Source organism: Marinobacter sp. F4218, from assembly GCF_019443085.1.
Taxonomy (GTDB): domain Bacteria; phylum Pseudomonadota; class Gammaproteobacteria; order Pseudomonadales; family Oleiphilaceae; genus Marinobacter; species Marinobacter albus.
Map to the genome: position 1 here is coordinate 727,892 of NZ_JAHZIL010000003.1, position 24,357 is coordinate 752,248.

Genomic DNA, 24,357 nt, shown 5'->3' on the forward strand with positions numbered 1-24,357 from the left:
GACCAGGGCGCCCCCAGGACCGGGGAGTTGATGCCCACCGAAGCATTCTTCCTAAGCGTAGCACACGACGTTTCCGTGCCCTGAAGGGTTCGCCGGCCCCTATCTTTTAAATACTGAAAACCCACACGGACATCCAAACCATAGAACACATCGCACCGTCTTACCTGCCCGGTTCAGGCACATCGTCTTTGCTCGCCCCCTTCTCCCTGGCGAGGCTGCGAGCATACTCCTGATCCCCCTCTTCTGCTTCCAGCGGCTCCTGATCGCCACCCTGTCCCGGGGCATAGACAACGCTCGTCAGCAACGGGAAATGGTCGGAACCGATCGACGGCAATCGGGCAATCAGGGCCAGCGTGAAATGATCACTGTGAAAAAGATGATCCAGGGGCCAACGCATAAACGGATGATCGGCGTGAAAGGTACTGTACAGGCCACGCCCCACCCTCGGATCCAACAGCCCACTGACCTTTCGAAACAGGCGGGTGGTTGGCGACCAGGCCACATCGTTGAGATCTCCTGTGACAATGATCGGCTCATTGCAATCCGCGACGCTCCGGCCAACAATCACCAGTTCTGCATCCCGCTCCGCGGATTCGGGATTTTCCGTCGGGCTCGGAGGCGCAGGGTGGAGAAAATGAATCCGTACCCGATCCCCGGACCGCAACTCCACCAACGCATGCATGGAAGGCACCTTGTCCTCAATCAGATACCGACACTCCGATTCGATCAGCGGCAATCGTGAGAACACGTGCATGCCATAGAGGTTGTCCAGCGGGCACTTGATGCTGAAAGGCATCTCATCTTCAAGCACGGCCAGTTGATTCTGCCACCACTGGTCCGATTCGAGTGTAACCAGCACATCAGGTCGGTGCTGTCGCACCAGGCGAATCAGGGCTGCGGCGTTCCGGTTCGGGGTCAGCACATTGGACGTCAGGATAGTGAGGGTGTGTTCGGGGTCGTCCTGGCGGGCCTTCCTGACCTCTTTCGGCCAGAGCGGGGTGTAAGGGACTATCCACCACAGCTGAGCAACAAGACAAAGCGCGGTCACCAGAATCAAAAACCACGTCATGGCACTGTTTGAGTCGAGCAGGACGAACTCAAAGACGGCCAGCGCCAACGCGACCACCGCTATCTGCAGACGCGGAAAATCCAGCCCCCGGACGGTCCAATGCCGGTGCGGCAATAACGGCAGCAAGGTTGCCAGCGCTACGGCAACCGTCCCCAGGCCCAGCCCCCAGAGTAGGGAAGCATCCGCGGTTACCATGACAAAGCAGCCTCCGGGCTTTATCTAGTCAGCCAAAGTAGTCCTGCATCCAGTCAACCAGGGTCTGAACCGTGACATCGGCCATTGCCACGGTCTGGAAGTTGTCCCCGACTTCGTCTTCCATGGTCACGAACTGGTAAAGCAGGTTGCCCGGCTGCTCGTCATGAAGGATCAGGTTGACCCGCCGGCGGGTGCGCAGGCAGTCGATGGTCATTACGTCAGCGGGAATGCCAGCGTCGCGCATGCCTCGACGAACCTCCACAACCGGATTGATGTGTTCATGGGCTGCCTGGATTCGGGTATGCGCTTCGCTGGCCATGTCGGACAAGGCTTTCAGGGGATCTTCAGACATTCGGTGTCGCCTGCGTGATGTTGAATTTGACTCGATGATCAGTCGTGAAAGTCTAGCGGACTGGGCCACCAAAACCGAATGCGTCCCGTACAATTTACCCGTGCCCGAACCGGCGCCGTAACCATTTGATGTTGTTTTGTAACGTTTTTCGAGCCTGACCGCCATCGCTCAAGGAGTTGCCTATAATCGGCTCACACATAAGAACATAACAATCCTGGAGGGATACGATTTGAAAGGCTGGGTGAAAAAAACACACTGTTTTAATGGACTTACACTGCTGGCCGTAGCGCTGCTGGCCGGATGCGCGTTCTCTGGCGGCGGCAGAAGCATTGATGACCCGACCAGCTCACTGGTGTTTGGCTACATGGACATGGAAGAAGCCCCTACCAGCATGGATTACGTGAAATTGCAGCAGGTGGCTCCCCGATCCGAGGCGGGTTACTGGGACATGGGTACTGACGACGGCATCATGTATAACCAGTACGTTCCGCCAGGCTCTTTTAAAGTCGCGCATTTTGGCGGCAGCTCGTTTCTTATGGGCGAGCACCGTTACAGCTTTCCCACCTACGGACGTAACGCCACGGCGGTAACCATCGAAGTACCCGGCATCTATTTCATCGGCGCGTATGCCTATCAGGAAGTGGACACTGGCTTCTTCGAGGCGGACAAGTTTTCCATTGAGCCAACTGAGAACCCCTCTGAAAAAGAATTACTGAACACCCTCCTGACCATGGATTGGGTGGAAGGAACCCAGTGGGAATCACGAATCAAGAATCGACTGGCGGAGCTGCAGTAATGAAGCATTCGACCAATCGCCTGTTCAGCCTGGGTGCAATTGTGGCAGCCGCCCTTATGGCCGGTTGCGTGCCTCCGTCCGCGATTAAACCGGTCGACAACCTGAGCCAGATCGATAACGGCAAGGTCATCGTAGTCGGCAAGATCGAACTGACACCGGAACTGGAGCCGGACGAACAGGTCCTGGGCTCTTCATATGAGGAGTATCGCAACCTCGCCCTGGTCATCACCGACACCGAACTTCGGCAACCGGCGGATCAACTGGGTATTGGCGCACTCACACGTCGAATCAATGCGCCTCTAGGCGACAATTTCTTTGTCAGCCATGAAGCGCAGCCGTTTTTCATTCTGAGGTCGTGGTTGGTCATGAACGCCGAAATCAAGGTGGTTTCACCCAACTATGTGCACGTTCCCGGCAATGCCCCCCTGCTTGGAATGTTTGGCATCGATGTGCAGCCGGACGATCGCGCGATCTACATCGGCACCATTCGCTACCACCGCGATACGTTCTTCGGTACCGAGAAAGTGGAAGTGATCGACAACTACCAGCAGGCTAAAAACGAGTTCGCCAGCAAGTTCGGCGAACAGGTTCAGTTGCGCAAGTCGCTGGCAATGCCGGTAATGAACAACTAACCGGAAGGCGCAGACGCAGGGTGTTTTGCCGTGGCTCGCCTGCGTCAGTCGATCGGCCTCGATTGCGGCACAAGGCAATTCATGAGTGTGATGGAGAGGTCCCGAAATACGGCCTCGGACGCAACAATGCCCGGAAACCTGTCCGCCGCCGCCCGGCGACAGGCGGGTTCGCGGGCCTCACTGTCTTCGAGACAATTGGCGTGAGCCGCCGTCCCGGGCGCAGCCCCGGTTGCCTCCTCGCAGAGCCCGGGAACCTGCCCGGTCACCCAATCCACTGCGGTGCCGCGCTCTACCGGGTTAGCCGCCAGATTGGTAAAGCGGCTCGCTTCAACCGGTTCCGGCGGCTCCCGGGTCTTGTCCCAGACCACAAAGATCAGGGCCGCTGAAACCAGAACGACGGTAACGGTGGGAAACTTCATGGCAGGACATCCGGGTTGGTGACGTGAATGCGCGATGATATAGGCTGGGTGAGACGAGGCCAACCCGGCCCGTTTTCACAAATCCCCCAAGACGCCCTTGCCGACCACCCTGTGTGGTGTCAAGCTTCGCCGTACTTTCAACCAGATGACTCACTGAACGCAATAAGGAAACCTTGAATGGGAAGCTCAAAACTCGTCGGTATCGTCCTGCTCGTGGTCGGTATTGCTCTGCTCTATTTTGGCTACCAGTCCACGCAGTCCGTCGGTAACCAACTGACGGAGACAGTCACCGGGCGCTTCACCGATGAAACCATGTGGTACCTGATCGGCGGTGCCGCGGCCGCGGCAGCCGGCGCTTTCCTCACCTTGTTCAAGAAATAGCCCCTTAAGGAGACCGCCCTCATGACCCTTCACCTGGAACTCGCCCCTCTGATCAGCCTCGGTGCCGGTATCGGCATTCTGGTGTTTCCCAAATTGCTCAATTACATCGTCGCGGGCTACCTGATTGTCCTGGGCGTCCTCGGATTGCTCGGCCATCCCATGTAACGCGGTACCGTCACGCGCTGGCTCGTAACACGCTCTGGAAGGCTTCCTTCACGTGGGTCGCCAGGGCGTCGTTGACCGGCGTGGATCGTCCGCGCACGAGCGCCAGCTGATAGGAGCCGATTTCCGGCAAATCATCGCTGGAAAACTGCTTCAGCGGCGGACGAACCAGGCTCTGGGGAAAAGGCGCCACAGCAAGATCCGCTACCATCGCCGCCTCCTGGCCGGAGCAGTGCTCACAGGTATAGGCAATTCGATAGGCGATACCAGCCCGGTCCAGTGCCCGTAAAGTCATGCGGCGCCAGGCGCATCCTTCGTGGGCCATGGCAATCGGCAATGGCGTTCGCTGAAATGCCGCCCCTCCTTCCCGACCGGCCCAAACCAACGGCTCCTCGTGCACAACCTCGCCGCGGATACTCCGGGCTTCGTCCGCCACCGTAACCAGCGCGAGATCAAGCTCACCAGCATCCACACGGGCCAGATTCTGTTTGCTGGAGCCAACCACCACATCCACGAGTATCGCCGGGTAGGAACGAGCAAACTGAGCGAGCACTTCCGGCAGTATCCGGGTGCCGACATCGTCCGAGGTTCCAATGCCCACCTTGCCTTCCAGTGTGGGCGCAATGAAATGCTGGACAGCCTCTTCGTTCAGGCGCAACAACCGTCTGCTGTAATCCAGCAGAATTTCGCCTTCCGTTGTGAGCCTGACCTGCCGGGGCTCCCGCACAAACAGGCTCTTTCCAAGGCTCCGCTCCAGCTGTTTGATCTGCATACTCAACGCCGATGGCGTTCGGTGAACAACCTTGGCCGCTCCGGTAAAGGTTCCACACTCCGAGATCGCCACGAAGGTTCGAAGCACGTCATTATCAAGCAACGGCATGTTCACGGGGTACCACCTCCTCCACCAGAAACATATGATTAATGACATAAGCATAACTGAAGGCAGAGTTAAAATCTTTTCGTTTGATTGAAAGCAAATGAAACCCCATCCTGTGTCGTGGCAAGCACTTGAGTTTGCCTTCAGCAGCAACTGCCCGCGATTAAATTCACACGACCATCAGACAGGTGACGGCGATGCCCGAAATGAGAAACCATCATCAAACAACCGTGCTAGGGCCTCTTTCGCACTGGATGGAGCACTATTCCCGTCGTCAACAGTTTCGGCGTATAGCAAAGACGCTACTCGCGGAGAGAGACGAGATCCTCCTGGATCTTGGTTATGAGCGGCGCGAAATACTCAGTGCCATGCACCTGCCGCTGCGCAGCGATGCATTAAAATACCTGGAGTCACACCGTTCAAAATAATCAGATGAGGCGAAGGGCTTCTCTTCGCCGCATTTGGTTGCGCATTCCCGAGGCTGTGCTAAACAATATTGAAGGAGTTTCAATTGACAGATCAGGCCGTTCTGTCAGCAATCAACATTGCCGGGGGCCTGACAAATGAAACCCGAGAACCGTCCCTCTTTTTCTATCCTGGCCATCGTTTTTTGCCTGGCCATCATTTCGGCACGAACTTCCCTTGCTGAGACTGAGTCCGAGGCATTCCCTGACCGCACCATGATCCAGCTAGGCGCACTTTTCGTCCTCGACTCAAACACCAGCCTCACGGCAAGCGGTGTACAGACCGGGCTCGGCACCACCATTGACTTTGAACGGGATCTGGACGGCGACACGACAATCACAACACCGAGCTTTGAATTCTACTACCGCTTCAACTCTCGCCACAGGCTGGAATTGGCGGCGTTTCAACTCGAACGGGATGGCAGCCGGGCAATAACACGGACCATTACCTTCAGGGATCGTACCTTTACCACAAGTACCCAGGTCGACAGCACCATCAATAACGACGTGTACAAGGTGGCGTATGCCTACAGTTTCTTTCACATCGACCAGGTCGAACTGGCGTTTTCGGCAGGACTCAATGTCCTGGACTACGAGGCGGAGCTGGCATCCTCCGCCGGTGGGTTCGCAGAAACTGCAGCAACGACAGCCCCCATGCCGGTCTTCGGATTTCGAATGGACTATGCGGCAACGCCGCGGCTGACGGTCCGCTTCCGGACCGACACCTTCTATTTCGATTTCGAGGACAAGATCCGGGGCTCTTTGCTGGAGCTTCAGTTCGGCGCGGAATACCGCGTGTTCCGCAATTTCTCAGTAGGTGGCTCACTGTCGCGACTGGCCATTGATGTCGACGTGGATGACGACGACTTCAATGGCAGCCTCGATGATCTGTACCGGGGGGCCCGGCTTTATGGGGCGTTTTATTTCTGACGCTGCTACAGCGGTGCTGGCGTCGCCAGGTGTTGAGCCATTACCTTGCTCCCCGGGAGAAAGCAGTAACTTCACCATTCGAAGCTGCGAACAAGAGTTCCCCCGCGACCGGATCGTAAGTGCCTAGATCGGTGAACTGCCCGTCACGGGAGTGACCGCTGGACTCTCCGCAGTTGCTAGCTGTGTAAGCTACCTCGTAGACATTGAAGGCGACGTCAGGAATCGTCAGTTGCCCGAGGAACTGGCGCGCAGTTCCATCGGTACCGGTAATTTCCCCGTCGGGAGCAATGGTGATTGCAGTCACAATGGCACCGGCGCCATCCATGGAGTATGTAGCCAAAATTTGCGTCAGGGAAGCGCCCCCGATCGCTCATCCCTTCAGCCACCTGAGCGCATCGGCCTCATGCTCGAAAAATTTCAGGTCACCCGCCATGAACCAGTTGGCAACCTTCGCTATGTTGTCCTGCCAGACCTTGTGACCGAACACCGCAATTTTGTCGATCTGCAGACCGTGTTTCAGTGACAGGTTAAAATCATCCCAGGCCGCGCGGATTTCCCAACCTTCGAGGTCTCTCACATCAAACAACACTTTCACCTTTCGTTTTTCTATACCCGCCAAGGCACCATCAATCATGGGGCTGATGACCTTGAAATCTTCGTGAGTCAGCCTGCCCTGCGCCTTCAAGGCCAGGAATACATCGTCTCCGACCCGGTCGATTCCGATGGACAGGCCATGTCGTGTTAAAGTCATCTCCGGTCCTCCCTTTCTTGAGTGACATCCGAGCCACCTGCTAACTTGTAATCAGACTTTCAAAGATCCGGAAGGTTCAGATATCGACACCATGCCAGCGAACGTAAAAACCCGAATTCTCTTTCGGTCGAAGCGCCTGAACATCTATCTGGTGCGTTACCCGCAAGGACACAAAGTAGGCCCTCACCTGGACATGATCGGCGACGGACGCCTGTACAAGCTCAATTGTGTGCTTGCCAAGCCCAAGGCCGGAGGCGAGTTCCTGTGCGAGAAGAACATTTTCAACGTTTTCGGTAGGGTGATCCTCTTTCGCCCGGATCTCTATCAGCATCGGGTTTCCAGGATTGAACGCGGGAATCGCTGGCTGCTGAGCTTTGCGCTGACCACTCCCTGATCAGCGCAGCCGAGTCCTGTTCTTGAATCTGCGCCTCCACCAGATCAGGAACATCCCGGCAGCCATCGTCATTAGCGACGAGGGCCCGGGAACTGACAGGGCTCGAAGTGTCGTGATTTCTCCGCCAAGGCCATACATGGTGACAACATCATTCACCACGGCCAGATCAATCGCGGTCGAGAACATTCCCCCGGTGAACCGGTTGACCGGAAAATCGTCCGGACCGGATAAGAAGGGGGTCCCGTTGAAGTCAAACCCCATACTGACAACATCCGGACCGTATCCACCTGTTGGAACCTCGTCGGCATATCGGAAGGCGTTGTCGAGAAAGGTCAGGAAATGGAAGGCGCCACCAGCGCCCTGATAAGAAAGCCCCAGGGTTGAAAATGACCAGGACAGCACCTCTCCTTGTCCGGTGCCACCCGCACCACTTCGAATTGCCGCCGGATCAAAGACAATTTGACCGGTCATCGTCGCATCGCCATTCGTGATCACGACTCCGTCATCCCTGACCAGGGGAGCGAGCGGATCCTGATCACCAACGTTGGAAAAAATCCTCGTTGTTCGGCCTTCGAAATAGTAAGTGATTGGAACAGCCCAAGACACTGAGCTTACGAGCAAAAGGAGAATAGAAATTATTGAGCGCATGGCACTGACTTCCCTGTGAGACGCTAGGCAAGTGCCCAAGCATTATTGATGCCGAAGTCTTAACAACAATCACTTAGCGCTACCCGGGGACAGTCAGTGTTTAAAAAGCTGACACTACTCAGCCAACCGGCTGACAACCCCGAATGGCCAGCGCAATGTTCGCGCTGGCGACAATCTGGTCGTAGTATTTCGACGCCGAGTTGACGCCCATATCTGCATAGCTGCCCGCTTCCGGACTGACCAGCCGGCTCAGCTGGGCCAGTGCGGCCGCCGATTGCCGATCCTGCTCATAGGCATTGAACGCCTGATAGATTTCACCGCAGGTGACTCCATCGCCATCCGTCGCGGCTGCTGTCATGTAGCCGGAGGTCTGGCATCCAGACAACATCGTGGTAGCGGCAATGGCGAACAATAAAGGGCGTTTCACAGGTAGTTCTCTCCAGAGGTTGGGAATAAACCGGTGTTCGGATCTTGCGGAATACTAACAGAAAACGCCGCCATTCTACGGTGACACCGTTATTTTCATACGCTCCGGGGATGAGATTCCGGCCGAATCCATTCACAATGGCCCGACATTCATAGGTTATGGGAAAACAATGCGATTTTTGTTCGGTTTCATTGCGGCCTTCGTCGTTCTGGCACTCATGGGCGCCGCAGTTGTTCAGAGTGGAATTTACAACGTGGCCGCAACGGACAAGCACAGTCCGGAAATGAAATGGCTCATTCACACAACGATGGAACGATCGGTTCAGGCTCAAAGCCAAACGATCGATGTGCCGGGTGACCTGGGCACAGAAGCCATGATTCAACAGGGTGCACAGGCTTACGATCAGCTTTGTGCCGCGTGCCACCTCAAGCCCGGCAAAGACAGTTCGCTGCTGCGTCAGGGTCTGAACCCGACACCACCGAACCTGACCACCGAAGGCCATTTCGACGCTGCAAGCCACTTCTGGGTGATCAAGAACGGGATAAAAATGACCGGCATGCCTGCATGGGGCGAGACCCACGCAGACGAGGAAATCTGGGAGCTTACGGCTTTTTTACAGCAGCTACCCGAACTGTCGGAACAACAGTATGCAGCGCTCATTCAGCCCGCCGAAGGCGAGAATGCCGTGGCGGGAGATGGCCATGACCATGACCACAGCGAAATGGCAGGCATGATGGCCGGGGAATCCTCAATGAAAGCGTCCAGCCATCACTCGGGGGAAAGCAGCGGAGCCTCTGAACAGGGTTCCGTGAAAGAGGGCACTGAGGCTGATGACCATTACGCAGACGGACATACGCACTGACCGGAACACCAGCCTCCCAAGGCTTGCGTCACAGACGCCAACGCATGGGATGAGACGGCTTCAGTACGCCGTCATCATCCCAGTCATCCCATCCGGTAAACGGGATCGGCGTCTCTCTGCCCAATCCCTCAATCCGTGAGACCCAGGCCTGCTTTGCAGTTTCCAGGTGCTCCCGAAAAACACCCTCCTCCTGATACCGGATTCCACCTCCCTGAATGCCATAGCTGACCTGGGGAGCCAGCACATCAAAACCGACGTAATACAGCGAAGAGTGGATCGGCCACAGCCATTCGACCATATTCCCTGCCCGGCCGAACGGCATGAACGCGTGTTCCGGGGAGCCAGTCGTGACCGAACAGATCGCCTGTTTGCCGCGAAAATGGCCACGGTCGTAGCGCCGACTGCCGGAATAGAGCCCACCGTAGACCAGCACCCGGTCGAACCAGCCCTTGAGGATAGCCGGCTGTGCGTGCCACCACAGGGGAAACTGGAAGATAACAAGGTCCGCCCATTCCAGGCGGGCGATCTCACGCTGAACATCGGTGGGAAGCGGTCCGCGCTCGTAATGGGCGCGCTGCTCGGTCAACGGCGCGAAGTAGCCTTCATCAACCCGCTCGGCGTAGTGCCCGGCCCGTTCCACCGGATCGAACCCTTCCCGGTAAAGATCGTCGAATTCGACCTCATGTCCCTCGGCTCGAAGCCTCTCCTCGGCCACGCTTGCCAGACCGCCGTTGAATGACGCCCGCTCCGGATGGGCCAGTACAATCAGCACATTCATATCGCTTCGCTCCTGTTGCATCTGTTTCGTAACAGCCTAAGCTGTTCCTCAGCACACAGGAATTCCCTAAAACTGAGAACTAACTTTGCATGAATGAACAACGCATTCGCTGGGACGATCTTCAGATTGTCTGGGCCATTGCCGACACGGGCACACTGTCAGGCGCCGGGCGGCGACTGGGTATCAGCCATGCCACGGTATTTCGCCGGCTCACAGACATGGAGGAACGTCTCGGCGTGGCCCTGTTTGAACGGTCTCGCACCGGCTACTCTCCAAGCCCGGCTGGCGAAGATCTCGCCGCCGTCGCAAACCGTGTCGAGACCGATATCGTGGCTGCTGAACGGCGACTGGCCGGGAAAGACCTGAAGCTTTCCGGCAGCATTCGGGTGACCACCACCGACACCCTGTTCACCGGCCTTCTGGCGCCCATTTTTTCCGACTTCCGCTCCAACTATCCGGAAATCAGCCTGGAAGTAGTTATCTCCAACCAGATTCACAGCCTGAGCAAGCGCGAGGCGGACATCGCCATACGCCCTACCCGTAACCCGCCTGAAACCCTCATCGGCCGACGCGTTGGCGATATTGCTCTGGCGGTCTATGGTCAGCGGGTTAAGTGGCAAACCGAGCGACGCCCCCTCTCCATCACGGACCTTTCTGAGCAACCGTGGGTAGGACCGGACGTTCACATGGGGGATACGACACTGGAAAAGTGGATGAGCGAGGGAGGCCGGGCAGCGCAGTGCCATTACCGGGTAGATACCATGCACGGTATGCAGGTAGCGGCTCGGGGGGGAAGCGGCATTACGGTACTGCCCTGCTATCTCGGAGACGCCGATCCGCAGCTGGTGCGACTCTCCGAACCGGTGCCAGCACTGACGACAGAACTCTGGATTCTGACGCACCCGGATTTGAGGCACGTCACACGAATCCGGCGATTCATGGACGAGGTCGGAGAACGACTGCGTCAGACCTGATAACTCAGGGTGTCACGACATTGAACCGCCCCTCGGGCTTATCCAGCATGCTGAAGAAACCGAGCAGGTCCAGCTTGCTGCCCTCAAAGCGGATGTCATCGCTGAACAGCAGTTCCTTCAGGCCGGCATTACCCACCAGAAGGTCGACAAACATGGGCCGCGTCAGCATGAGAGTAGCGTCGGCGGGGGTATCGGCGTCGGTCAGCCGGTTGTGCAGCACCGAGTTTTGCAGTGTTAGCAGGTAGCTTTCCTGAAGGTCCGTGAAGGTGATCTTGATCGTCATGGCTTCGCCCTCGGCATCGTCGGCATTCAGGCGTACCGCCATACTGTCAAAGAACAGGGAGACCGGTGTATGGAGCAGTACCTCCCGCATCATGGCCGGCTTGATACCTTCCTCCGGCGAACCGTGACGCAACTCGTAGGCACCCGTCAGGTAGAAATCGCGCCAGGGCGCCGATTCGGCCTGGTACCCAAGCTGATCGTACACATCCGCCAACAGCGCCTTGGCCTCGTTGTTGTCCGGGTCCGCAAAAACCAGATGGTTGAGCAACTCGCCGAGCCAGCGATAGGTATCCCGACCTTCGGTCGCAGACATATCCGAGGCAGCCTCGAAATCCTGCCGGGCCTGATCCAGGATCTTATCGGCGCCGCCCATCATGGCAACATACCGTTTTGCCGATTCCGCTTCCGGTAGCGGGTTGAGTTCTGACGGGTTGGCGGTAAACCAACCCAGGTAGCTCTGATAGACCGCCTTGGCGTTGTGGGAGACAGTGCCGTAGTAGCCCTGGTTGTGAAACTCCTCATTCAGTGCCGCCGGCAGTTGAAGATTCTCCGCAATCTCGCGCGGCGTCGCGCCCTGGTTCATCATCCGCACACTCTGGTCATGGATGAACTTGTAGGTATCGCGCTGCTTGAGCAGGAAGTCCTGAATGTTGTCCCGGCCCCAGAGCGGCCAGTGGTGGCTGGCAAAGTACACCTCGGCTTCGGCAAATCGCCGCCTGGCCTCGTCGATGTAGCCACTCCAGATTCGGGCGTCGCGTACTTTCGCACCTCTCAGGGTGTAGAGGTTGTGCAGATTGCGGCTCACCAGCTCAGCGCCGCAGAACGCCTTCCGCTCGGGCAGGTAAAAGGTGAATTCCGAGGGTGCTTCCGAACCGGACACCATCTGGAAAACCAGGGGCACCCCGTCTACGATGAGTTCCGTGCCAGTCTCGCTGATCACATCGGTTGGTGCGGCAAAACCAAGGGTCCCGAACGCCGGTCCCTTGCCCAGGCCGGTGCCTACATGGCCACGATCATCCCGTCGGAGGCGTTTGCCATACATGAACATCGCGCGCCGGGTCATGGCAGGGCCCGCGATGATGTTCTCGCTGGTGGCTTCGTCTTCAAAACCGGCGGGAGCAATGATCCGCAGGTTGGCCTTCTCGGCATCAGACAGGTGCTGCAAAACTCCCCGCACGCCACCGAAATGGTCAATGTGGCTGTGGGTGAAAATGATCGCCCGCACCGGTTTCTCCCCGAGGTGTTCCCGGGCAAACAGGAAGGCTTTGCTGGCCGTTTCACGCGCAGTCAGTGGATCCACCAGGATCCAGCCAGTGTCGGTCTCGATGATCGACATATTAGCCAAATCGTAACCACGGATCTGGTACAGCCCTTCGGTGACCTTGAACAGGCCGTGAATATTGTTCAGGGCCGCCTGGCGCCAGAGACTGGGGTTGACCGAAGCAGGCGCATTCTCGCCCTCAGCGTCCACGAAGTCATAGTCCGGCATGTTCCAGACCTCACCGCCACCGCGATGCTCAGTCACCAGCTCCGGGTCCTCTGCAATCAGGCCGCGGCGGGCATTCGCAAAGTCGGAATGGTCGTCGAACGGTCGTTGCTCCAGCACTTGCTGATTGGCTTTGCCGGTACTTGCCGTCGGGGCGCTGTGGCCGGCGGAATTGGCTTGGGACGACTGGTCCGGGCCAGAATCGCAGCCGGCCAAGGCGAGCGCAATGCCCAGGAAAGGGGAAAGAAAAACTCTGGGAGAAAAGGACATGGATAAAACTGCCAGTCTGTTGTTTTTGTGAGCGAGAGTTGTCATCAGGTCAACGTGGATTCTGTATCAAGAGCGCGACGAATCCGCCCATTGGAAGTAAGCCCCGAGTTCATCAGCAAGATAATCAAATACCGTTCTAACCCGGAGGTTCATCCTTAGCTCCCGGTGGGAAACGAGCCACACGTCACCACCAAACTCCGTGTCAGGAAAGGCCCGCTCGAGGGTTGATTCTGCATCGCCAATGTCTGTGGGCACCATCCCGATACCAAGGCCCAGCCTGGTCATTTCCCAGTGAACCAGATGGCTGTCGGTTTTTACGGAAAAACTCTCTTCGTTCAACGCAATGCCACGGGCGGCCAGTGCGCTCATGTACCTCTCATTATCCGACACAAACCCGATGTAACCCGCTTTCTGGCAGTCTTCGGGACGATGGCTCACAAGGTCGGAGGTTCCATAGAGCGTGGCCGAGAAGCGCCCGACCTTGCGGGCAATCAGATCGGGCTGGGTCGGACGAAAATTCCGGATCGCTATATCTGCGGCCCGCCGCCTGAGATCGCTGGCTTCGTTGGAGGCCACCAGGCTGACCCGGATTCCCGGATACTGGCATCGTAATTTCTTCAGGATCGGCGGCAGAATATAAGCCGCCGTGATCTCGGAGGCGGAGATCGCGATCTCGCCTTCAATGGACGTCGCTCTTCCGGCCGCAGCAAGTGAAAGACTGTTCGCCGCGTCTCCCATCGCCCGTACATAGTCGAGCAGTTCCAGCCCGTGCTGGGTGAGCTCCAGCCCTCGGCTACCCCGCTCGAAAAGGGCCGTCGAGAGTTCCTGCTCCAGCCCGGCCACCTGCCTGCCCAGGGTAGGCTGGGAAATCCCCAGCGCCTTGGCTGCCGCGGATAACGAGCCCTCCTCAGCGGTCACGAGGAAAGCCCTCGCACGATTCCAGTCAAACGTTACGGTTCGCCAGTCCATTCAGATATGAATACCAGTAGTGCCATTTTGGCAATTCTAGCAACAGAATTGCAGAGATAGAATGGCACCGACTGTTCAAAGACGACTGACTACCCGGGGGGCGACATGAATTCATCTGTGAAGTACTGGGATCGCTCTGCCGAGCGCTATGCCCGGCGCCCCATCGCCGACCCCGGGGCCTACCAACGGAAACTCCAGATCACCCAGCGGTATTTGCGCCCCTGCATGAACGTGATGGAATTCGGCTGCGGCACGGGCTCCACCGCGTTGGTCCATGCGCCCCTGGTCAACAGTTACCTCGCAACAGACGCCTCTCCAAGGATGATCGACATTGCCAGGAAGCGGATGGCCGATGGGCCGGCCAAAGGCCTCCGTTTCGAGGTGGCCACGCTGGAAGACCTGGACCACCGACATGAGGAGTTTGACGCCATCCTGGGTTTGAACATCCTTCACCTGCTTCCGGATCCTGCGTCCACAATCGAACGCATCTTTGCCCTGCTGAAGCGGGGCGGCGTGTTTGTCAGCAACACCGCCTGCCTGAAAGACACCCGGGGCTATCTGAGACCCGTCGCAGCACTGGCTCACTACTTACACCTGACTCCCTATGTCCATTTTCTGTCCCGAAAGGAACTCGAACGCGACCTGAGAAGCGCAGGCTTCCGGATTCAGTTTCGCTGGGTACCGGAGAGCACGAAAGACGTCTATTTCCTGATCGCCACGAAAGAGAAGTAGCTGAGTAAGGAAGGCCCGGCAGAGGCGCCCTGAAGGAACTCGTTGCGACGGGCGCTTCATTTGTCTTTTGAACCGCGAACCTTTGGATAGATCTTGTGCAACTGGGCATCAAGCTCTGCCAACATCGACGCCATGTTAATGATCGTCCTGGCCATGCCCCGGGCAAGATTAAGGAGCATCAGGCCAAAAACGTCCGGCTCATGTTGATGAAGATCCAGGAAGTGGCCACAGGTAATCTCGAGAACGACGGCATCCGTTTCAGCCTTCGTGGTAGCCGGCCTGTCAGAGAGGGCGATCATTGGAACAAAGCCCATATCATCACCCGGCTCATGGCAGCGCGCGAGCGTCCATCCACCATCCTGCCGCGGCATCAGGGAATGCAAACTGCCGTTCAGCACGATGTAGAAAGCCTCGCTGGGTTCGCCAACTGCGTACAGGCGCTCACCGGCTTCTACCCGGATAAGGCGCCCCTTCCTCATCATCCGCAGTATCGCCTCTTCTGGAAGCGCACCGAAGGTTGAGAGCTCGCTGAAATAGCCGGGGCCTTGCTCGTGCCAGTAGCTCAGGGCATCAATTTCGCGCATCTGACCGCCACCTGATTGAATCGCTATATCTGAAGTATAGCCTCCATCCAAACAAGCCCCAGCCCCGGCACTACAAGGCGTTTTCCAGCGTTCCCTGCAAGACTGCCAGTTGCACCGTGCCCTCCACATTTACGAAGGGTACCAACGCATCCCTGGACCAGCTTGCCGGGTATTGCGGGTGGAATCCGTACACCAGCAAGGCAAGTTCATCGCCGGGTGCCAGAGATTCAGCAACCCCCACCAGTTCAATGACCGCCTGATCCTTGAGACCTCGCACCGGCTTGATCTGATCGTCGATCAGTTGCCAGCGACTCCCGTCCGCGCCCCGTTTCCCAAGGCCGACAAACACAATCGGATCACAACCGGCGGCGTAAGGATCCAGCTCCACATCACAACTGGAACGGCCTGTCAGATCAGACACCGTGAGTCTCGCAGTGGGAATGCCCCCCAATGTCAGGCCAGACTCACCCGCTTTCCCAAGAATCAGTGCCGCGGGCGGTTGTGAGGCCGTTGCTACCGCCTCATACCCCGACGCGACTGGCAGGTCGGTTGCCACCGCCCGCTCGACCACGTTCTCTCCCTCGAGCACCCCGCCCTCAGGGTCGGGCGCCGGGAAACTGTCAAAAGGCACGCTGATTGACCGGCCATCATCCAGTGACAGGCACACTTCGGAGCCGGTCCCATCGAAGAAACTGGCAAGTGGCTTGCCCTGAAGGTGATGCTCCAGCCAGTTCAGTGTTGCGTCTGAGATGGAGATCTTGCCGCAGGCAAACTGGCCTGCCGCACCCTGAAAGCCCGGCAGTTCCAGCAACCCTGCAGTGGGATCCACATATTCCGCCGGTTGCAGCTCTTCGGGCGCCTCAACCGGCAGTATGTGACCCGTCTGGTGGGTCAGCAGCCGCACATCGCCGCCGAGGGCTTTCAGGCACTCGAAATTGCGCCAGGCATCGTTGAAGTTGAACAGCGTGTCTTTCATGCCCTGGGTCAGCAACACGTCCACCTTCGGGTAGGGGGTTGGTTCAACATCGAATGCCGGTGGATTGATCTGGTAATTCAGCAGATCCGGAGCGTCCGAGACTGAAACCGGCTCACCGGTGCATCGATACGCAGGGCTGTGGTAATAGAAGAAATCGAGGCCGGCGTCAGGGAACCGGTTCAGGGTTGCCCCCTGAGCCAGGATCTCCCGAATGATCGGGTCCAGGCCGTCGTTACCACCGCCGGTGGAGCCCGCTTCGCCCCCTGCCACAAGCACGAGATCCCACCCCGTCTTGATGACGTTGCCGGGATTCAGGCTGTAACGAAGATCGTACCAGGTGATGTCCGGCACCATGGCATCAAGCCGCTGGCGCGGGTCCTGGCCGTGCAGCAGGAGTTGAAAGCCACCCCCGTAACTGCCGCCAATAGCGCCAGCAACAAGATTGGGGTTCAACGCCTCGGGAAGGCCGGGCTCATTACGGTATTGCAGGTAGTCGAGGTTTGCCTCGGCCCAATCGAGAATCTGGATGAGATCCCGGCCCTCGAACTCGGGGTCCATCACCCGAACGGTACCGGTACTCTCACCAAAGCCCCGCTGATCCACTGAAATGACCGCAAAACCGGCCTCGCGATAGTTTTCGAAACCTTCCGTACTGCGGGATCCACCAAATCCGTGACCGTGCAAGACCAGCGGGTGGCCCCGGGCGCAATCGATTCCACCGATCGGTTCAAGCACCTGAAAGGCTATTGTTTCACCACTGGCGGAAGTCAGCATAACCGGATAGCTGCGGCCGCCCTCCCCTGGCGCATCGTCAGAACAGGACACCGGTGGCGGCAGCTGGCATTTGGGAGGCGCCCCCTCCCCGGGGTTCTCACACGCCGGCCGGGGTGCCGCGTTGCTCTGGGCGGACTGATCGGTGGCATCGTCGGAGGAGGTTCCTCCGCATCCGGCAACAGCCAGGGCGAGGAACCATGGAATCAGGCGATGAAGGGGCATTCGTGAGCGGATGGAATGAGGCATTTGTTGTTCTCCTTGTTGTTTCATTCAGAAAGCAACAAGGAATAACGGGACTCGATCGCACTCTGTTCCGTCCCGTTTCAACAAAGGCCCAAAAGGACAAAAAGCCTCAGGCTCCCACGACCGTAACCGCCCCGTGGGCGTGCCTGACAATCTTCTCGCTGACGCTGCCAAGGGTGAGACTGCGTACCAGGGAATGACCACGGCGCCCCAGCACCAGGTGCGTCCCCGGATGGGCGTTCATGTATTCCAGAATTTCGTGCGCCGGGTCTCCGCTGAGAAGAACTTCTTCTGCAGCGTCAGTCCGTCCACGGATGGCATCCTTGGCGGCGTCGAACACTTTCCGGCTGTAATCGTGCTTGCCAGCCTCAATCTCACTGTGCTCGACACCGGAAATCACCAGCACCGATTCCTTCGACGCAGGATATACGGTTAACAGTTTGAGCGGGTGGCCCATAGCGTCTGCCAGTTCCGCTGCCATTTTCGCCGCATTCAGGGAATGCACTGACTCATCACAGGCAACCACGATACTTGGAGAATCCTTGTCCATGACGACACCTCGTTCGCAGGATGTATGTTTTTCAATTATCACCCTTTGAGGATCGGCGTGGTTGATTCAGATCAACGCCGAGAGGAGGGCCGCACTTCTTGAAGCCCTTCCATGCGATTGCCTAAAAAACCAGCGTCAGACCCACCGTAATAGCCGCAAACAGGATAGACAACCAGATCAGGGTCATCCAGGGAAACGGCTGCCTTGGTGGCTCGACCGCAAGCTGTTCCTCGAGGTAGTGTTTGAGCAGTCGGGTGTTGCGGGTATTGGCTTTGTAGACCGCATCAAAGGCGTCGCCCACCACCGGCAACAGGCCACCCAGAAAGTCGATACCCATGTTACGCACCATGCGTAGCTTGAGCGCCGTGCCGGCGCCGGCGCGATGCGCTTCGACGAGCACGTAGCTTGCCAACACCAGGCCGGCGAGGTCGCCAATCCCCGGTAACAGGCCGATAACAGCGTCCACACCGATCGTCACGCGGGTGAATGGAATCGGGATGCTGCTGTCGGTAAACCGGCTGAACTTTTCCAGCCGTTGGAGTATTGCCCGTTGCCGGGCTTCAATAGGCTTTGCCATCACATCTCCAGAAGCAGGTTAGGCATGCACTCCCACCCGTGATTAGGGGATCGGTCCTGAATCAGCATTAGTCAGGTTCCTTGGCCTCCGTGGACGGCACCTTCCACATCAGCACGAAGCCGATCAGCAGGAACACCAGAATGGTGCTCATGCCCCAGCGCTGGCTGTCGGTAATCGCAGTCACCCACCCCACCAGCAACGGGCCGGCGAAGGCGGTGGCCTTACCGGAAAACGCGAACAGGCCGAACATCTGGGTCTGGAGATGTGGCGGGGCCACCCGGGCCAGGTGAGACCGGCTGGCCGATTGCAGCGGCCCCACGAAAATCCCCAGGATCATCCCCCACACCCAGAACGCCGTCGCACCATCCACCACCAGGATGGCCAGCGCGCTGCTGCCCAGCCCCACCAGCGCCAGCAGGATGGTGTTTCGCCCGCCCAGGGCGTCGTCGATCCAGGCAAAGCCCAGCGCGCCCAGGCCTGCCGTCACGTTCAGGGCGATGGCAAATTGAAGGACTTCGGTGGGCCCCATATTGAAGGTGCCGGCGGCGTACACGCCCCCGAACGTAAAGATCGTAGCCAGGCCGTCGGTGTACAGCATGCGAGCGATCAGGAAGCGGACGATGTCCTTGTACTGGCGGACATGGGCGATGGATTCTTTCAACTGGAGGAACCCGGCGCGCGTAGCTTTGGCCAGGCCCAGACCGGTTGGGGGCCGGTCCGGGATGAAGAAAAACGCCGGCAGGGCAAATACCAGATACCAGACAGCGACGAGAACGAAAGTCGCACGAACGTGTTCGGCCTGATCCCGATCCAGGTTAAAAAGGTTGGCGTCAGCCTCGATAAACCCGTACAACGCGACAACCAGGCTGGTTACACCTCCGACGTAGCCAAGACCCCAGGCCCAGCCTGACCAGCGGCCGGTGCGCTCCTGGCTGGCCAGGTCCGGCAGCAGGGCATTGTAGAAAATGAAGGCAAATTCGGCACCGAGGGTGCCCAGGCCCACCCACAGTGCAGCGCTCCAGAACTGGTCCTGATCCGGCGTAATGGTCCACAGCATAGCGGATGAGACCACGCACAGCAGGGTAAAGCTGATCAGCCAGGGCTTGAGACGCCCGGTCTGGTCCGCAATGGCCCCGAGCATCGGCGCCAGGATCGCGATAAACACACCGGAGATCCCCACAATGTTGCCCCAGGCATTGGTGCCGGCGACCTCGTCCTGCACCACCGATACGCTGAAATACTGGGCAAAGACAAAGGTGAGAATGATGGTGAAAAAGGCGCTGTTGGCCCAGTCATAGAGCGCCCAGGACCAGAGTGCCCGCTTGTTTTCCTGCGCGCCCGACGACTGGACTTCGGTGGGCTGTTCCATTGCATCTCCACAACCGGTGAAAAGAAGATCGGCCCAGCAACAATGGCGGCCCGCCTACTGTCTGACGTTCAGAATCATATCATCGTGTTACGTTTTGTCGTCACCCTTGGTCAATGCGTGCACGCACATCTTGCACAGGGAACTCGGGCCTTAGAGCTTTACCATCAGCTTGCCTTTGTTCTCACCGGTCAGGAACAGAGACAACCCACTCATGGCCGACTCCAGCCCCTCCAGAACGTGTGTCCGGTATTTGATTTGTCCGCTCTGAACGTAGGGCGTTAGCTTGGCATGCAGCTCTTTCGTCTTGTCCCTGTGGTCGGGCATGGTGAAGCCCTGAATGGACAGGCGTTTCTTGATGATGCGCATCCAGTTGGGGCCAGGGCGCGGGTTGGCTGAGGTGTAGTCGGCAATCATGCCACACACCACGATGCGACCATGGGCATTCATCCGTTCGAACACATAGTCCTGGATGGGGCCACCGGTGTTCTCGAAATAGACATCGATGCCGTCCGGCGCCAATTCGTCCAGTTTCGCGCCAAGGTCGTCCGTCTTGTAGTTGACGGCACCGTCGAAGCCGAGTTCATTGATGATCCAGTCCGCCTTCTCATCGCTGCCAACCACACCGATGACCCGAAGGCCATCGGCCTTGGCCAGCTGACCCACAATGGAGCCGACCGAACCGGCGGCACCGGACACCACCAGCGTCTCGCCCTTCTGGGGGTGACCATAGCCATACAGGCCCTGGGTAGCGGTCAGCCCCGGGAGGGCAAAAACCGACAGCGCCATTTCCGGGGGCAGGCTCTTATCCACCTTGCTCACACCCGAGCCATCGGTCAGGGCCATCTCCTGCCAGCCAAACATCCCGATGACCTGATCGCCAACGGCAAAATCCGGGTGTTTGGAGGCAACGACCTCGCCAATGCCCGAGGAGCGCATGACGTCACCCAGCTCCACTCGTGGAATGTAGCTGTCGGTGTCCTCACTCATCCAGCCCATCATCGCCGGATCAAGGGACATGTAGGTCTGACGGACCAGCACTTCGCCATCGGCGGGCTCCGGTACATCTTTCTCCACCACCTCGAACAGTTCCGGACCGATTGTCCCGGCAGGTCGCTTCACGAGATTAATTGCTTTGTAGGTGCTCATCGGTAGTTGCCTCCTGTGGAATTTCATCGAACCTCTGACAGGTACCACTATGGAGGGACGAAGGCTTTAGTTAAAGGGCGGTCAGCGGGTGTGGTCCTCAACCTCTTCGTAACATTCAACAGACAGGCGCTTGCCAAGCTGTCGCATTCCCTCCATCTGCTTCTTATTCTGGCCCTGCCAAAACTTCCGCCAGGAATCCAGGGACTCCCACCTGGCGAGCGTCAGAATCTCTTCCGCGGATTCGGAAGCCCGCGGCATGAAGCTCCCAAGTGCGCCTGGTACCGTTTCATGGATACAATTGGTTGTGGCGCGCCAGGTCTCTTTGAACGCCTCAAAATTGTCGGGCGCTACATCCGAATGACGACATCCTCGTATTCAAAACGCACTTTCGCCATTGCGGCGCTGTGATCCCGCGCACTTCGATGTCCCAGGGCGACAATTGACGACGTTTCGAGCCCACGTTCAGACAACCCCAGAACCTGATCGTAAGCCTGCCGGTCGAAGCCGGTCATCGGGCAGCTATCGATTTGAAGTGCGGCCGCTGCGGTCAGCAAAGTCCCAAGCGCGATGTAGGCCTGCTGGTGCGCCCATTCCCTTTTTTCGGCGGATGACTTGGAGGCCAGCGCTTGCTTCATATGACCGGCGTAGCCTGCAATGTCCTCGAAGGGAACCCTTCGGACCTTCAAATACTGCTCGACGTAACGATCCACCGTTTGATCACCGACCCGGTTGTCCACGGCAAAGACCACCAGATGGGAACAGCCCAATACCTTCTCTTGCCCGAACGAGTGCGGCAAGAGGTCTCTGCGTACCGCGCCGGATTCGATAATGATCATCTTGTAAGGCTGCAAGCCGTATGAAGAGGCACTTTTCCGGGCCGCGTCGATCAGCGTTTCAACGGCTTGGGTGCTCAGCTTCTCCGGCGAAAATTCACGAACTGCATAACGCCAGTCCAAGGCTGCATGAATGTCCATTATTTCACCTCCGCGGAAGGAATTGCGATCGACCGCAACGGAGCTGCATCTCCACCACGGATCTTCAGTGGCGCTTGCCTGGACTCAGGAGTTATCAAGTTCAAACGACCGATCTCGTCAGCAGGGCCCCAGGGGCTTGCAGCCACATCGGCTGCACTGGCCGATGCCGGCACCAGAAACAGGGACAGAACAATGGAATGGTAGAGTTTGGTTTGGCGATGCATAACGGTGCCTCCTTCAGGTTGGAGTCGCCACTTTATGAAACCGCCAGAGATGCTTAAATGGATGGAATGGAACTATATAATTTCCAATAAGGTAACAATAAAACCCACGAATTGATCAGACCTGAGCTAACCGCGCTATTCCCAATAAGGCCTGTCGCCCAGATGCTGATCCAGATGTTCCAGCAGGAGCCGTACTTTCGTCGGCTGCTTTCGGCCAGGGGGAAAAAGCGCGAAGACGGTGTAGGGCCTGGGCGGGAAGGCTTCGAGAAGAGGAATCAACGCGCCGTTCTCGATATCTTGCTGCACCAGAAAACGCGGCAGCAACCCCACCCCCATGCCTCTCAGCAGGCTCTGGCGGATCGCGAGGCTGCTGTCCGTCCGGAAATTGCCGTTCACGGTGACTTCCTCTCCCCCCAGTTCCCAGACTCTGGGCCGGTCGTGAAAGGTGAAGGCCAGGCAGTTATGCCGCTCAAGGTCGGCAGGTGAGCGAATCGCTGGCGCGCTTTCCAGATAGCGTGGCGAGGCACAGACGATGTTTCTGGACCTCCTGAGCGGTTTGGCAAGCAGACTCGAATCAGAGAGCGAACTGCGTACCCGGATTGCAATGTCTACTCCCTGCTCGACCAGATCGACCATGCGATCACTGAGTTGCAGGTCGACCTCAATCTCCGGGTATCGATTCAGGAAGCTGTCGATGGCCTCCGTAATGTGGGTCAGGCCAAAGGACATAGGCACGTTGATTCTGATCGAGCCCTTTGGCTCTGCCTGAAAGCCCCGGGCCTCCAGCTCGGCATCCTCGAGGTCATCCAGAAGGGCCTGGGTGCGCTTGAGAAAGACCAGGCCAGCATCCGTGAGATTCATCCGGCGTGTCGTGCGATTGATCAGGCGGGTATCGACGTCTCGCTCGAGAAACGCGATGTGTTTACTGACCGTCGCAGCAGTAATGTCCAGATCCTCTGCCGCTTTCGTGAAACTACCCAGTTCCGCGACGCGCCGAAAGATCTTCATGGCATTGAGCTTGTCCGTAGCCACACTCACTTCCTAATAATTTCCAAATTGGAACAAGTATTGTTCGAAACGCTCCGATTATCAATCCAATGAACTCCGACACACTGAGGCCCATAACGTTCACGGTTTCACGTTGGAGCAAACCAAATGTTCGCATCGATACAACAGCGCCTGACCTTGCCATCCCAGACCGTCGTCTGGGGACTGTTGATAGCCAATGGATTTCTGATCGCTCTGATGCTGGCGCTGGCGAAAACGGCAACAGCGTCGGGTGTTCCCGCCCTCACCTACGCCTTCTGGCAAACACTGATCGCAGGCCTGGTTCTGTTCTTGTGTTCGCCGAAGTTTGCATGGGCCCCGGAGAAACGGCTGACCATCTACTTTGTCATCAGTGGTCTAACAGGCATCGCCGTTCCCAATGCCATTGCCTTCTACCTCGTGACCAAACTGGGCGCAGGTTTTACCGCCATCATGTATGCGCTGCCCCCGATATTCACCTTCCTGATCGCGACCACGATGGGCCTGGAAAAACGAAGCTGGATGAAGCTTGCAGGCCTGTCGGTCGCGGTGTCCGCCTGTGCCTGGATTGTTGTTCAGCGACATTCCGAGATGAGCCAGTCAAACGGTTTTTGGTTCGCCCTCGGCCTATTGATCCCGACCGCGCTGTCGATCGGTAATGTATACCGGTCGGTGGCCTGGCCCGACCGGGCCAAACCGATGAATCTGGCTGCGGGCACCCTGCTCGCAGCGGCCACGCTGCTTGGCGTACTGGCCGTCTTGTCCGGAACCCAACTGATGGCATTGCAGTTCGGGCCCAGAGTAATATCGATCATCTTCCTGCAGGGCCTTGTCACAGCATTGACCTACTATTGCGGGTTCGAACTTCAGAAGCGTTCCAACCCGGTTTTCTACAGTCAGCTTGGTGCTGTGGCGGCAATGTTTGGGTTAATCATCGGGGTGGTGTGGTTTAGCGAGCGATACTCGCTAACCATCTGGCTGGGGGCGGTGATCGTAATTGCCGGCCTGCGCCTGAGCAATCGCACACCGCGGCACTCGGCATGAGTGGATAACCGCCACGGCCC

At 57.8% G+C, this 24,357-nt stretch carries 31 protein-coding genes; 10 read left to right on the forward strand and 21 right to left on the reverse strand.

The annotated features are described in order from the left end of the window. Nucleotides 1-160 precede the first annotated feature (160 nt). Nucleotides 161-1,264 carry an endonuclease/exonuclease/phosphatase family protein gene (locus tag K0B93_RS07290; protein ID WP_219866578.1) on the reverse strand — a complete coding sequence of 368 codons (1,104 nt, stop codon included), beginning with the start codon at nt 1,262-1,264 and terminating at the stop codon, nt 161-163. 28 nt (nt 1,265-1,292) lie between these two features. Then, complete coding sequence (locus K0B93_RS07295) at nt 1,293-1,616, reverse strand: hypothetical protein (protein WP_219866579.1); 324 nt, start codon at nt 1,614-1,616, stop codon at nt 1,293-1,295. 241 nt (nt 1,617-1,857) lie between these two features. On the opposite strand from K0B93_RS07295, the gene K0B93_RS07300 reads away from it, so the two are divergent. Both K0B93_RS07300 and K0B93_RS07305 read left to right on the forward strand, forming a co-directional pair. Next, nucleotides 1,858-2,412: a hypothetical protein gene (locus tag K0B93_RS07300; protein WP_219866580.1), complete on the forward strand. Its 555-nt coding sequence runs from the start codon at nt 1,858-1,860 to the stop codon at nt 2,410-2,412. Next, nucleotides 2,412-3,044, forward strand: coding sequence for a hypothetical protein (locus tag K0B93_RS07305; RefSeq protein ID WP_219866581.1), 633 nt, complete (start codon nt 2,412-2,414; stop codon nt 3,042-3,044). The genes K0B93_RS07300 and K0B93_RS07305 overlap by 1 nt, the downstream gene beginning before the upstream one ends. Nucleotides 3,045-3,088: 44 nt before the next feature. Here K0B93_RS07305 and K0B93_RS07310 read toward each other — a convergent pair whose 3' ends face one another. Beyond that, nucleotides 3,089-3,463: a hypothetical protein gene (locus tag K0B93_RS07310; protein ID WP_219866582.1), complete on the reverse strand. Its 375-nt coding sequence runs from the start codon at nt 3,461-3,463 to the stop codon at nt 3,089-3,091. A gap of 177 nt (nt 3,464-3,640) precedes the next feature. On the opposite strand from K0B93_RS07310, the gene K0B93_RS07315 reads away from it, so the two are divergent. Continuing rightward, nucleotides 3,641-3,844: a DUF3185 family protein gene (locus K0B93_RS07315; protein ID WP_219866583.1), complete on the forward strand. Its 204-nt coding sequence runs from the start codon at nt 3,641-3,643 to the stop codon at nt 3,842-3,844. Between the two features lie 21 nt (nt 3,845-3,865). Then, a complete protein-coding gene (locus tag K0B93_RS07320) occupies nt 3,866-4,009 on the forward strand; it encodes a DUF3096 domain-containing protein (protein WP_218635239.1) in 144 nt (47 codons plus the stop codon). A 10-nt stretch (nt 4,010-4,019) separates the two neighbouring features. On the opposite strand, the gene K0B93_RS07325 is transcribed toward K0B93_RS07320, so the two are convergent. Further along, nucleotides 4,020-4,886, reverse strand: a complete 867-nt coding sequence (locus K0B93_RS07325) for a LysR substrate-binding domain-containing protein (protein WP_219868055.1) — start codon at nt 4,884-4,886, stop codon at nt 4,020-4,022. Between the two features lie 560 nt (nt 4,887-5,446). Between K0B93_RS07325 and K0B93_RS07330 the strand changes: the two genes are divergently transcribed. Beyond that, nucleotides 5,447-6,277: a hypothetical protein gene (locus K0B93_RS07330; RefSeq protein ID WP_219866584.1), complete on the forward strand. Its 831-nt coding sequence runs from the start codon at nt 5,447-5,449 to the stop codon at nt 6,275-6,277. Between the two features lie 40 nt (nt 6,278-6,317). On the opposite strand, the gene K0B93_RS07335 is transcribed toward K0B93_RS07330, so the two are convergent. Beyond that, complete coding sequence (locus tag K0B93_RS07335; RefSeq protein WP_219866585.1) at nt 6,318-6,617, reverse strand: hypothetical protein; 300 nt, start codon at nt 6,615-6,617, stop codon at nt 6,318-6,320. Nucleotides 6,618-6,647: 30 nt separating this feature from the next. Further along, the gene (locus tag K0B93_RS07340) at nt 6,648-7,028 is read right to left on the reverse strand and encodes an STAS/SEC14 domain-containing protein (protein ID WP_219866586.1); all 381 of its coding nucleotides are present in this window, start codon (nt 7,026-7,028) and stop codon (nt 6,648-6,650) included. Between the two features lie 91 nt (nt 7,029-7,119). Between K0B93_RS07340 and K0B93_RS07345 the strand changes: the two genes are divergently transcribed. Then, nucleotides 7,120-7,422, forward strand: a complete 303-nt coding sequence (locus K0B93_RS07345) for a 2OG-Fe(II) oxygenase (RefSeq protein ID WP_219866587.1) — start codon at nt 7,120-7,122, stop codon at nt 7,420-7,422. Here the strand turns inward: K0B93_RS07345 and K0B93_RS07350 are convergent, their stop codons facing one another. After that, a complete protein-coding gene (locus K0B93_RS07350; protein WP_219866588.1) occupies nt 7,423-8,070 on the reverse strand; it encodes a hypothetical protein in 648 nt (215 codons plus the stop codon). A 118-nt stretch (nt 8,071-8,188) separates the two neighbouring features. Continuing rightward, nucleotides 8,189-8,497 (reverse strand): hypothetical protein, encoded by a 309-nt coding sequence (locus K0B93_RS07355; protein WP_285367424.1) that lies wholly within the window; start codon nt 8,495-8,497, stop codon nt 8,189-8,191. Nucleotides 8,498-8,666: 169 nt separating this feature from the next. On the opposite strand from K0B93_RS07355, the gene K0B93_RS07360 reads away from it, so the two are divergent. Further along, nucleotides 8,667-9,359, forward strand: a complete 693-nt coding sequence (locus tag K0B93_RS07360) for a c-type cytochrome (RefSeq protein WP_219866589.1) — start codon at nt 8,667-8,669, stop codon at nt 9,357-9,359. Nucleotides 9,360-9,387: 28 nt separating this feature from the next. On the opposite strand, the gene K0B93_RS07365 is transcribed toward K0B93_RS07360, so the two are convergent. Then, entirely contained in the window at nt 9,388-10,137 is a 750-nt protein-coding gene (locus K0B93_RS07365; protein WP_219866590.1) for an NAD(P)H-dependent oxidoreductase, read from the reverse strand. An 89-nt stretch (nt 10,138-10,226) separates the two neighbouring features. Here K0B93_RS07365 and K0B93_RS07370 point away from each other — a divergent pair, with 89 nt between their 5' ends. Then, nucleotides 10,227-11,111 (forward strand): LysR family transcriptional regulator, encoded by an 885-nt coding sequence (locus tag K0B93_RS07370; protein ID WP_219866591.1) that lies wholly within the window; start codon nt 10,227-10,229, stop codon nt 11,109-11,111. Nucleotides 11,112-11,115: 4 nt separating this feature from the next. Here K0B93_RS07370 and K0B93_RS07375 read toward each other — a convergent pair whose 3' ends face one another. After that, nucleotides 11,116-13,149 (reverse strand): alkyl/aryl-sulfatase, encoded by a 2,034-nt coding sequence (locus K0B93_RS07375; protein WP_219866592.1) that lies wholly within the window; start codon nt 13,147-13,149, stop codon nt 11,116-11,118. A 66-nt stretch (nt 13,150-13,215) separates the two neighbouring features. Then, a complete protein-coding gene (locus tag K0B93_RS07380) occupies nt 13,216-14,118 on the reverse strand; it encodes a LysR family transcriptional regulator (protein ID WP_219866593.1) in 903 nt (300 codons plus the stop codon). Nucleotides 14,119-14,223: 105 nt separating this feature from the next. Here K0B93_RS07380 and K0B93_RS07385 point away from each other — a divergent pair, with 105 nt between their 5' ends. Continuing rightward, complete coding sequence (locus K0B93_RS07385; protein WP_219866594.1) at nt 14,224-14,850, forward strand: class I SAM-dependent methyltransferase; 627 nt, start codon at nt 14,224-14,226, stop codon at nt 14,848-14,850. Between the two features lie 56 nt (nt 14,851-14,906). Here the strand turns inward: K0B93_RS07385 and K0B93_RS07390 are convergent, their stop codons facing one another. The 10 genes from K0B93_RS07390 to K0B93_RS07435 all read right to left on the reverse strand — a co-directional run bounded on the left by K0B93_RS07390 (nt 14,907) and on the right by K0B93_RS07435 (nt 23,299). Further along, entirely contained in the window at nt 14,907-15,434 is a 528-nt protein-coding gene (locus K0B93_RS07390; RefSeq protein WP_219866595.1) for a cyclic nucleotide-binding domain-containing protein, read from the reverse strand. A 70-nt stretch (nt 15,435-15,504) separates the two neighbouring features. Further along, nucleotides 15,505-17,430 (reverse strand): CocE/NonD family hydrolase, encoded by a 1,926-nt coding sequence (locus K0B93_RS07395; protein WP_219866596.1) that lies wholly within the window; start codon nt 17,428-17,430, stop codon nt 15,505-15,507. Between the two features lie 106 nt (nt 17,431-17,536). Continuing rightward, nucleotides 17,537-17,977: a universal stress protein gene (locus K0B93_RS07400; RefSeq protein ID WP_219866597.1), complete on the reverse strand. Its 441-nt coding sequence runs from the start codon at nt 17,975-17,977 to the stop codon at nt 17,537-17,539. Nucleotides 17,978-18,098: 121 nt separating this feature from the next. Beyond that, entirely contained in the window at nt 18,099-18,554 is a 456-nt protein-coding gene (locus tag K0B93_RS07405; protein WP_219866598.1) for a DUF4112 domain-containing protein, read from the reverse strand. Nucleotides 18,555-18,621: 67 nt separating this feature from the next. Further along, on the reverse strand, nt 18,622-19,923 hold the full coding sequence (locus K0B93_RS07410) for an MFS transporter (protein ID WP_219866599.1): 1,302 nt from the start codon (nt 19,921-19,923) through the stop codon (nt 18,622-18,624). 150 nt (nt 19,924-20,073) lie between these two features. After that, nucleotides 20,074-21,069, reverse strand: a complete 996-nt coding sequence (locus tag K0B93_RS07415) for an NADP-dependent oxidoreductase (protein WP_219866600.1) — start codon at nt 21,067-21,069, stop codon at nt 20,074-20,076. Nucleotides 21,070-21,150: 81 nt separating this feature from the next. Then, nucleotides 21,151-21,444, reverse strand: a complete 294-nt coding sequence (locus tag K0B93_RS07420) for an antibiotic biosynthesis monooxygenase family protein (RefSeq protein WP_219868057.1) — start codon at nt 21,442-21,444, stop codon at nt 21,151-21,153. Beyond that, entirely contained in the window at nt 21,417-22,043 is a 627-nt protein-coding gene (locus tag K0B93_RS07425; RefSeq protein ID WP_219866601.1) for an NAD(P)H-dependent oxidoreductase, read from the reverse strand. Before K0B93_RS07425 ends, K0B93_RS07420 begins: the two co-directional genes overlap by 28 nt. After that, nucleotides 22,043-22,267 carry a hypothetical protein gene (locus K0B93_RS07430; RefSeq protein ID WP_219866602.1) on the reverse strand — a complete coding sequence of 75 codons (225 nt, stop codon included), beginning with the start codon at nt 22,265-22,267 and terminating at the stop codon, nt 22,043-22,045. Before K0B93_RS07430 ends, K0B93_RS07425 begins: the two co-directional genes overlap by 1 nt. A 135-nt stretch (nt 22,268-22,402) precedes the next feature. Continuing rightward, the gene (locus K0B93_RS07435; RefSeq protein ID WP_219866603.1) at nt 22,403-23,299 is read right to left on the reverse strand and encodes a LysR family transcriptional regulator; all 897 of its coding nucleotides are present in this window, start codon (nt 23,297-23,299) and stop codon (nt 22,403-22,405) included. 123 nt (nt 23,300-23,422) lie between these two features. On the opposite strand from K0B93_RS07435, the gene K0B93_RS07440 reads away from it, so the two are divergent. Further along, nucleotides 23,423-24,337, forward strand: a complete 915-nt coding sequence (locus tag K0B93_RS07440; RefSeq protein ID WP_219866604.1) for a DMT family transporter — start codon at nt 23,423-23,425, stop codon at nt 24,335-24,337. Nucleotides 24,338-24,357 lie beyond the last annotated feature (20 nt).

Excerpts from the sequence above, each read along its gene's own strand:
- K0B93_RS07290 (WP_219866578.1), bottom strand. The coding sequence starts at position 1,264 with ATGGTAACCGCGGATGCTTCCCTACTCTGGGGGCTGGGCCTGGGGACG.
- K0B93_RS07295 (WP_219866579.1), bottom strand. The coding sequence starts at position 1,616 with ATGTCTGAAGATCCCCTGAAAGCCTTGTCCGACATGGCCAGCGAAGCG.
- K0B93_RS07305 (WP_219866581.1), top strand. The coding sequence starts at position 2,412 with ATGAAGCATTCGACCAATCGCCTGTTCAGCCTGGGTGCAATTGTGGCA.
- K0B93_RS07310 (WP_219866582.1), bottom strand. The coding sequence starts at position 3,463 with ATGAAGTTTCCCACCGTTACCGTCGTTCTGGTTTCAGCGGCCCTGATC.
- K0B93_RS07315 (WP_219866583.1), top strand. The coding sequence starts at position 3,641 with ATGGGAAGCTCAAAACTCGTCGGTATCGTCCTGCTCGTGGTCGGTATT.
- K0B93_RS07320 (WP_218635239.1), top strand. The coding sequence starts at position 3,866 with ATGACCCTTCACCTGGAACTCGCCCCTCTGATCAGCCTCGGTGCCGGT.
- K0B93_RS07325 (WP_219868055.1), bottom strand. The coding sequence starts at position 4,886 with ATGCCGTTGCTTGATAATGACGTGCTTCGAACCTTCGTGGCGATCTCG.
- K0B93_RS07330 (WP_219866584.1), top strand. The coding sequence starts at position 5,447 with ATGAAACCCGAGAACCGTCCCTCTTTTTCTATCCTGGCCATCGTTTTT.
- K0B93_RS07340 (WP_219866586.1), bottom strand. The coding sequence starts at position 7,028 with ATGACTTTAACACGACATGGCCTGTCCATCGGAATCGACCGGGTCGGA.
- K0B93_RS07345 (WP_219866587.1), top strand. The coding sequence starts at position 7,120 with ATGCCAGCGAACGTAAAAACCCGAATTCTCTTTCGGTCGAAGCGCCTG.
- K0B93_RS07350 (WP_219866588.1), bottom strand. The coding sequence starts at position 8,070 with ATGCGCTCAATAATTTCTATTCTCCTTTTGCTCGTAAGCTCAGTGTCT.
- K0B93_RS07360 (WP_219866589.1), top strand. The coding sequence starts at position 8,667 with ATGCGATTTTTGTTCGGTTTCATTGCGGCCTTCGTCGTTCTGGCACTC.
- K0B93_RS07365 (WP_219866590.1), bottom strand. The coding sequence starts at position 10,137 with ATGAATGTGCTGATTGTACTGGCCCATCCGGAGCGGGCGTCATTCAAC.
- K0B93_RS07370 (WP_219866591.1), top strand. The coding sequence starts at position 10,227 with ATGAATGAACAACGCATTCGCTGGGACGATCTTCAGATTGTCTGGGCC.
- K0B93_RS07375 (WP_219866592.1), bottom strand. The coding sequence starts at position 13,149 with ATGTCCTTTTCTCCCAGAGTTTTTCTTTCCCCTTTCCTGGGCATTGCG.
- K0B93_RS07380 (WP_219866593.1), bottom strand. The coding sequence starts at position 14,118 with ATGGACTGGCGAACCGTAACGTTTGACTGGAATCGTGCGAGGGCTTTC.
- K0B93_RS07385 (WP_219866594.1), top strand. The coding sequence starts at position 14,224 with ATGAATTCATCTGTGAAGTACTGGGATCGCTCTGCCGAGCGCTATGCC.
- K0B93_RS07390 (WP_219866595.1), bottom strand. The coding sequence starts at position 15,434 with ATGCGCGAAATTGATGCCCTGAGCTACTGGCACGAGCAAGGCCCCGGC.
- K0B93_RS07395 (WP_219866596.1), bottom strand. The coding sequence starts at position 17,430 with ATGCCTCATTCCATCCGCTCACGAATGCCCCTTCATCGCCTGATTCCA.
- K0B93_RS07400 (WP_219866597.1), bottom strand. The coding sequence starts at position 17,977 with ATGGACAAGGATTCTCCAAGTATCGTGGTTGCCTGTGATGAGTCAGTG.
- K0B93_RS07405 (WP_219866598.1), bottom strand. The coding sequence starts at position 18,554 with ATGGCAAAGCCTATTGAAGCCCGGCAACGGGCAATACTCCAACGGCTG.
- K0B93_RS07410 (WP_219866599.1), bottom strand. The coding sequence starts at position 19,923 with ATGGAACAGCCCACCGAAGTCCAGTCGTCGGGCGCGCAGGAAAACAAG.
- K0B93_RS07415 (WP_219866600.1), bottom strand. The coding sequence starts at position 21,069 with ATGAGCACCTACAAAGCAATTAATCTCGTGAAGCGACCTGCCGGGACA.
- K0B93_RS07425 (WP_219866601.1), bottom strand. The coding sequence starts at position 22,043 with ATGGACATTCATGCAGCCTTGGACTGGCGTTATGCAGTTCGTGAATTT.
- K0B93_RS07430 (WP_219866602.1), bottom strand. The coding sequence starts at position 22,267 with ATGCATCGCCAAACCAAACTCTACCATTCCATTGTTCTGTCCCTGTTT.
- K0B93_RS07440 (WP_219866604.1), top strand. The coding sequence starts at position 23,423 with ATGTTCGCATCGATACAACAGCGCCTGACCTTGCCATCCCAGACCGTC.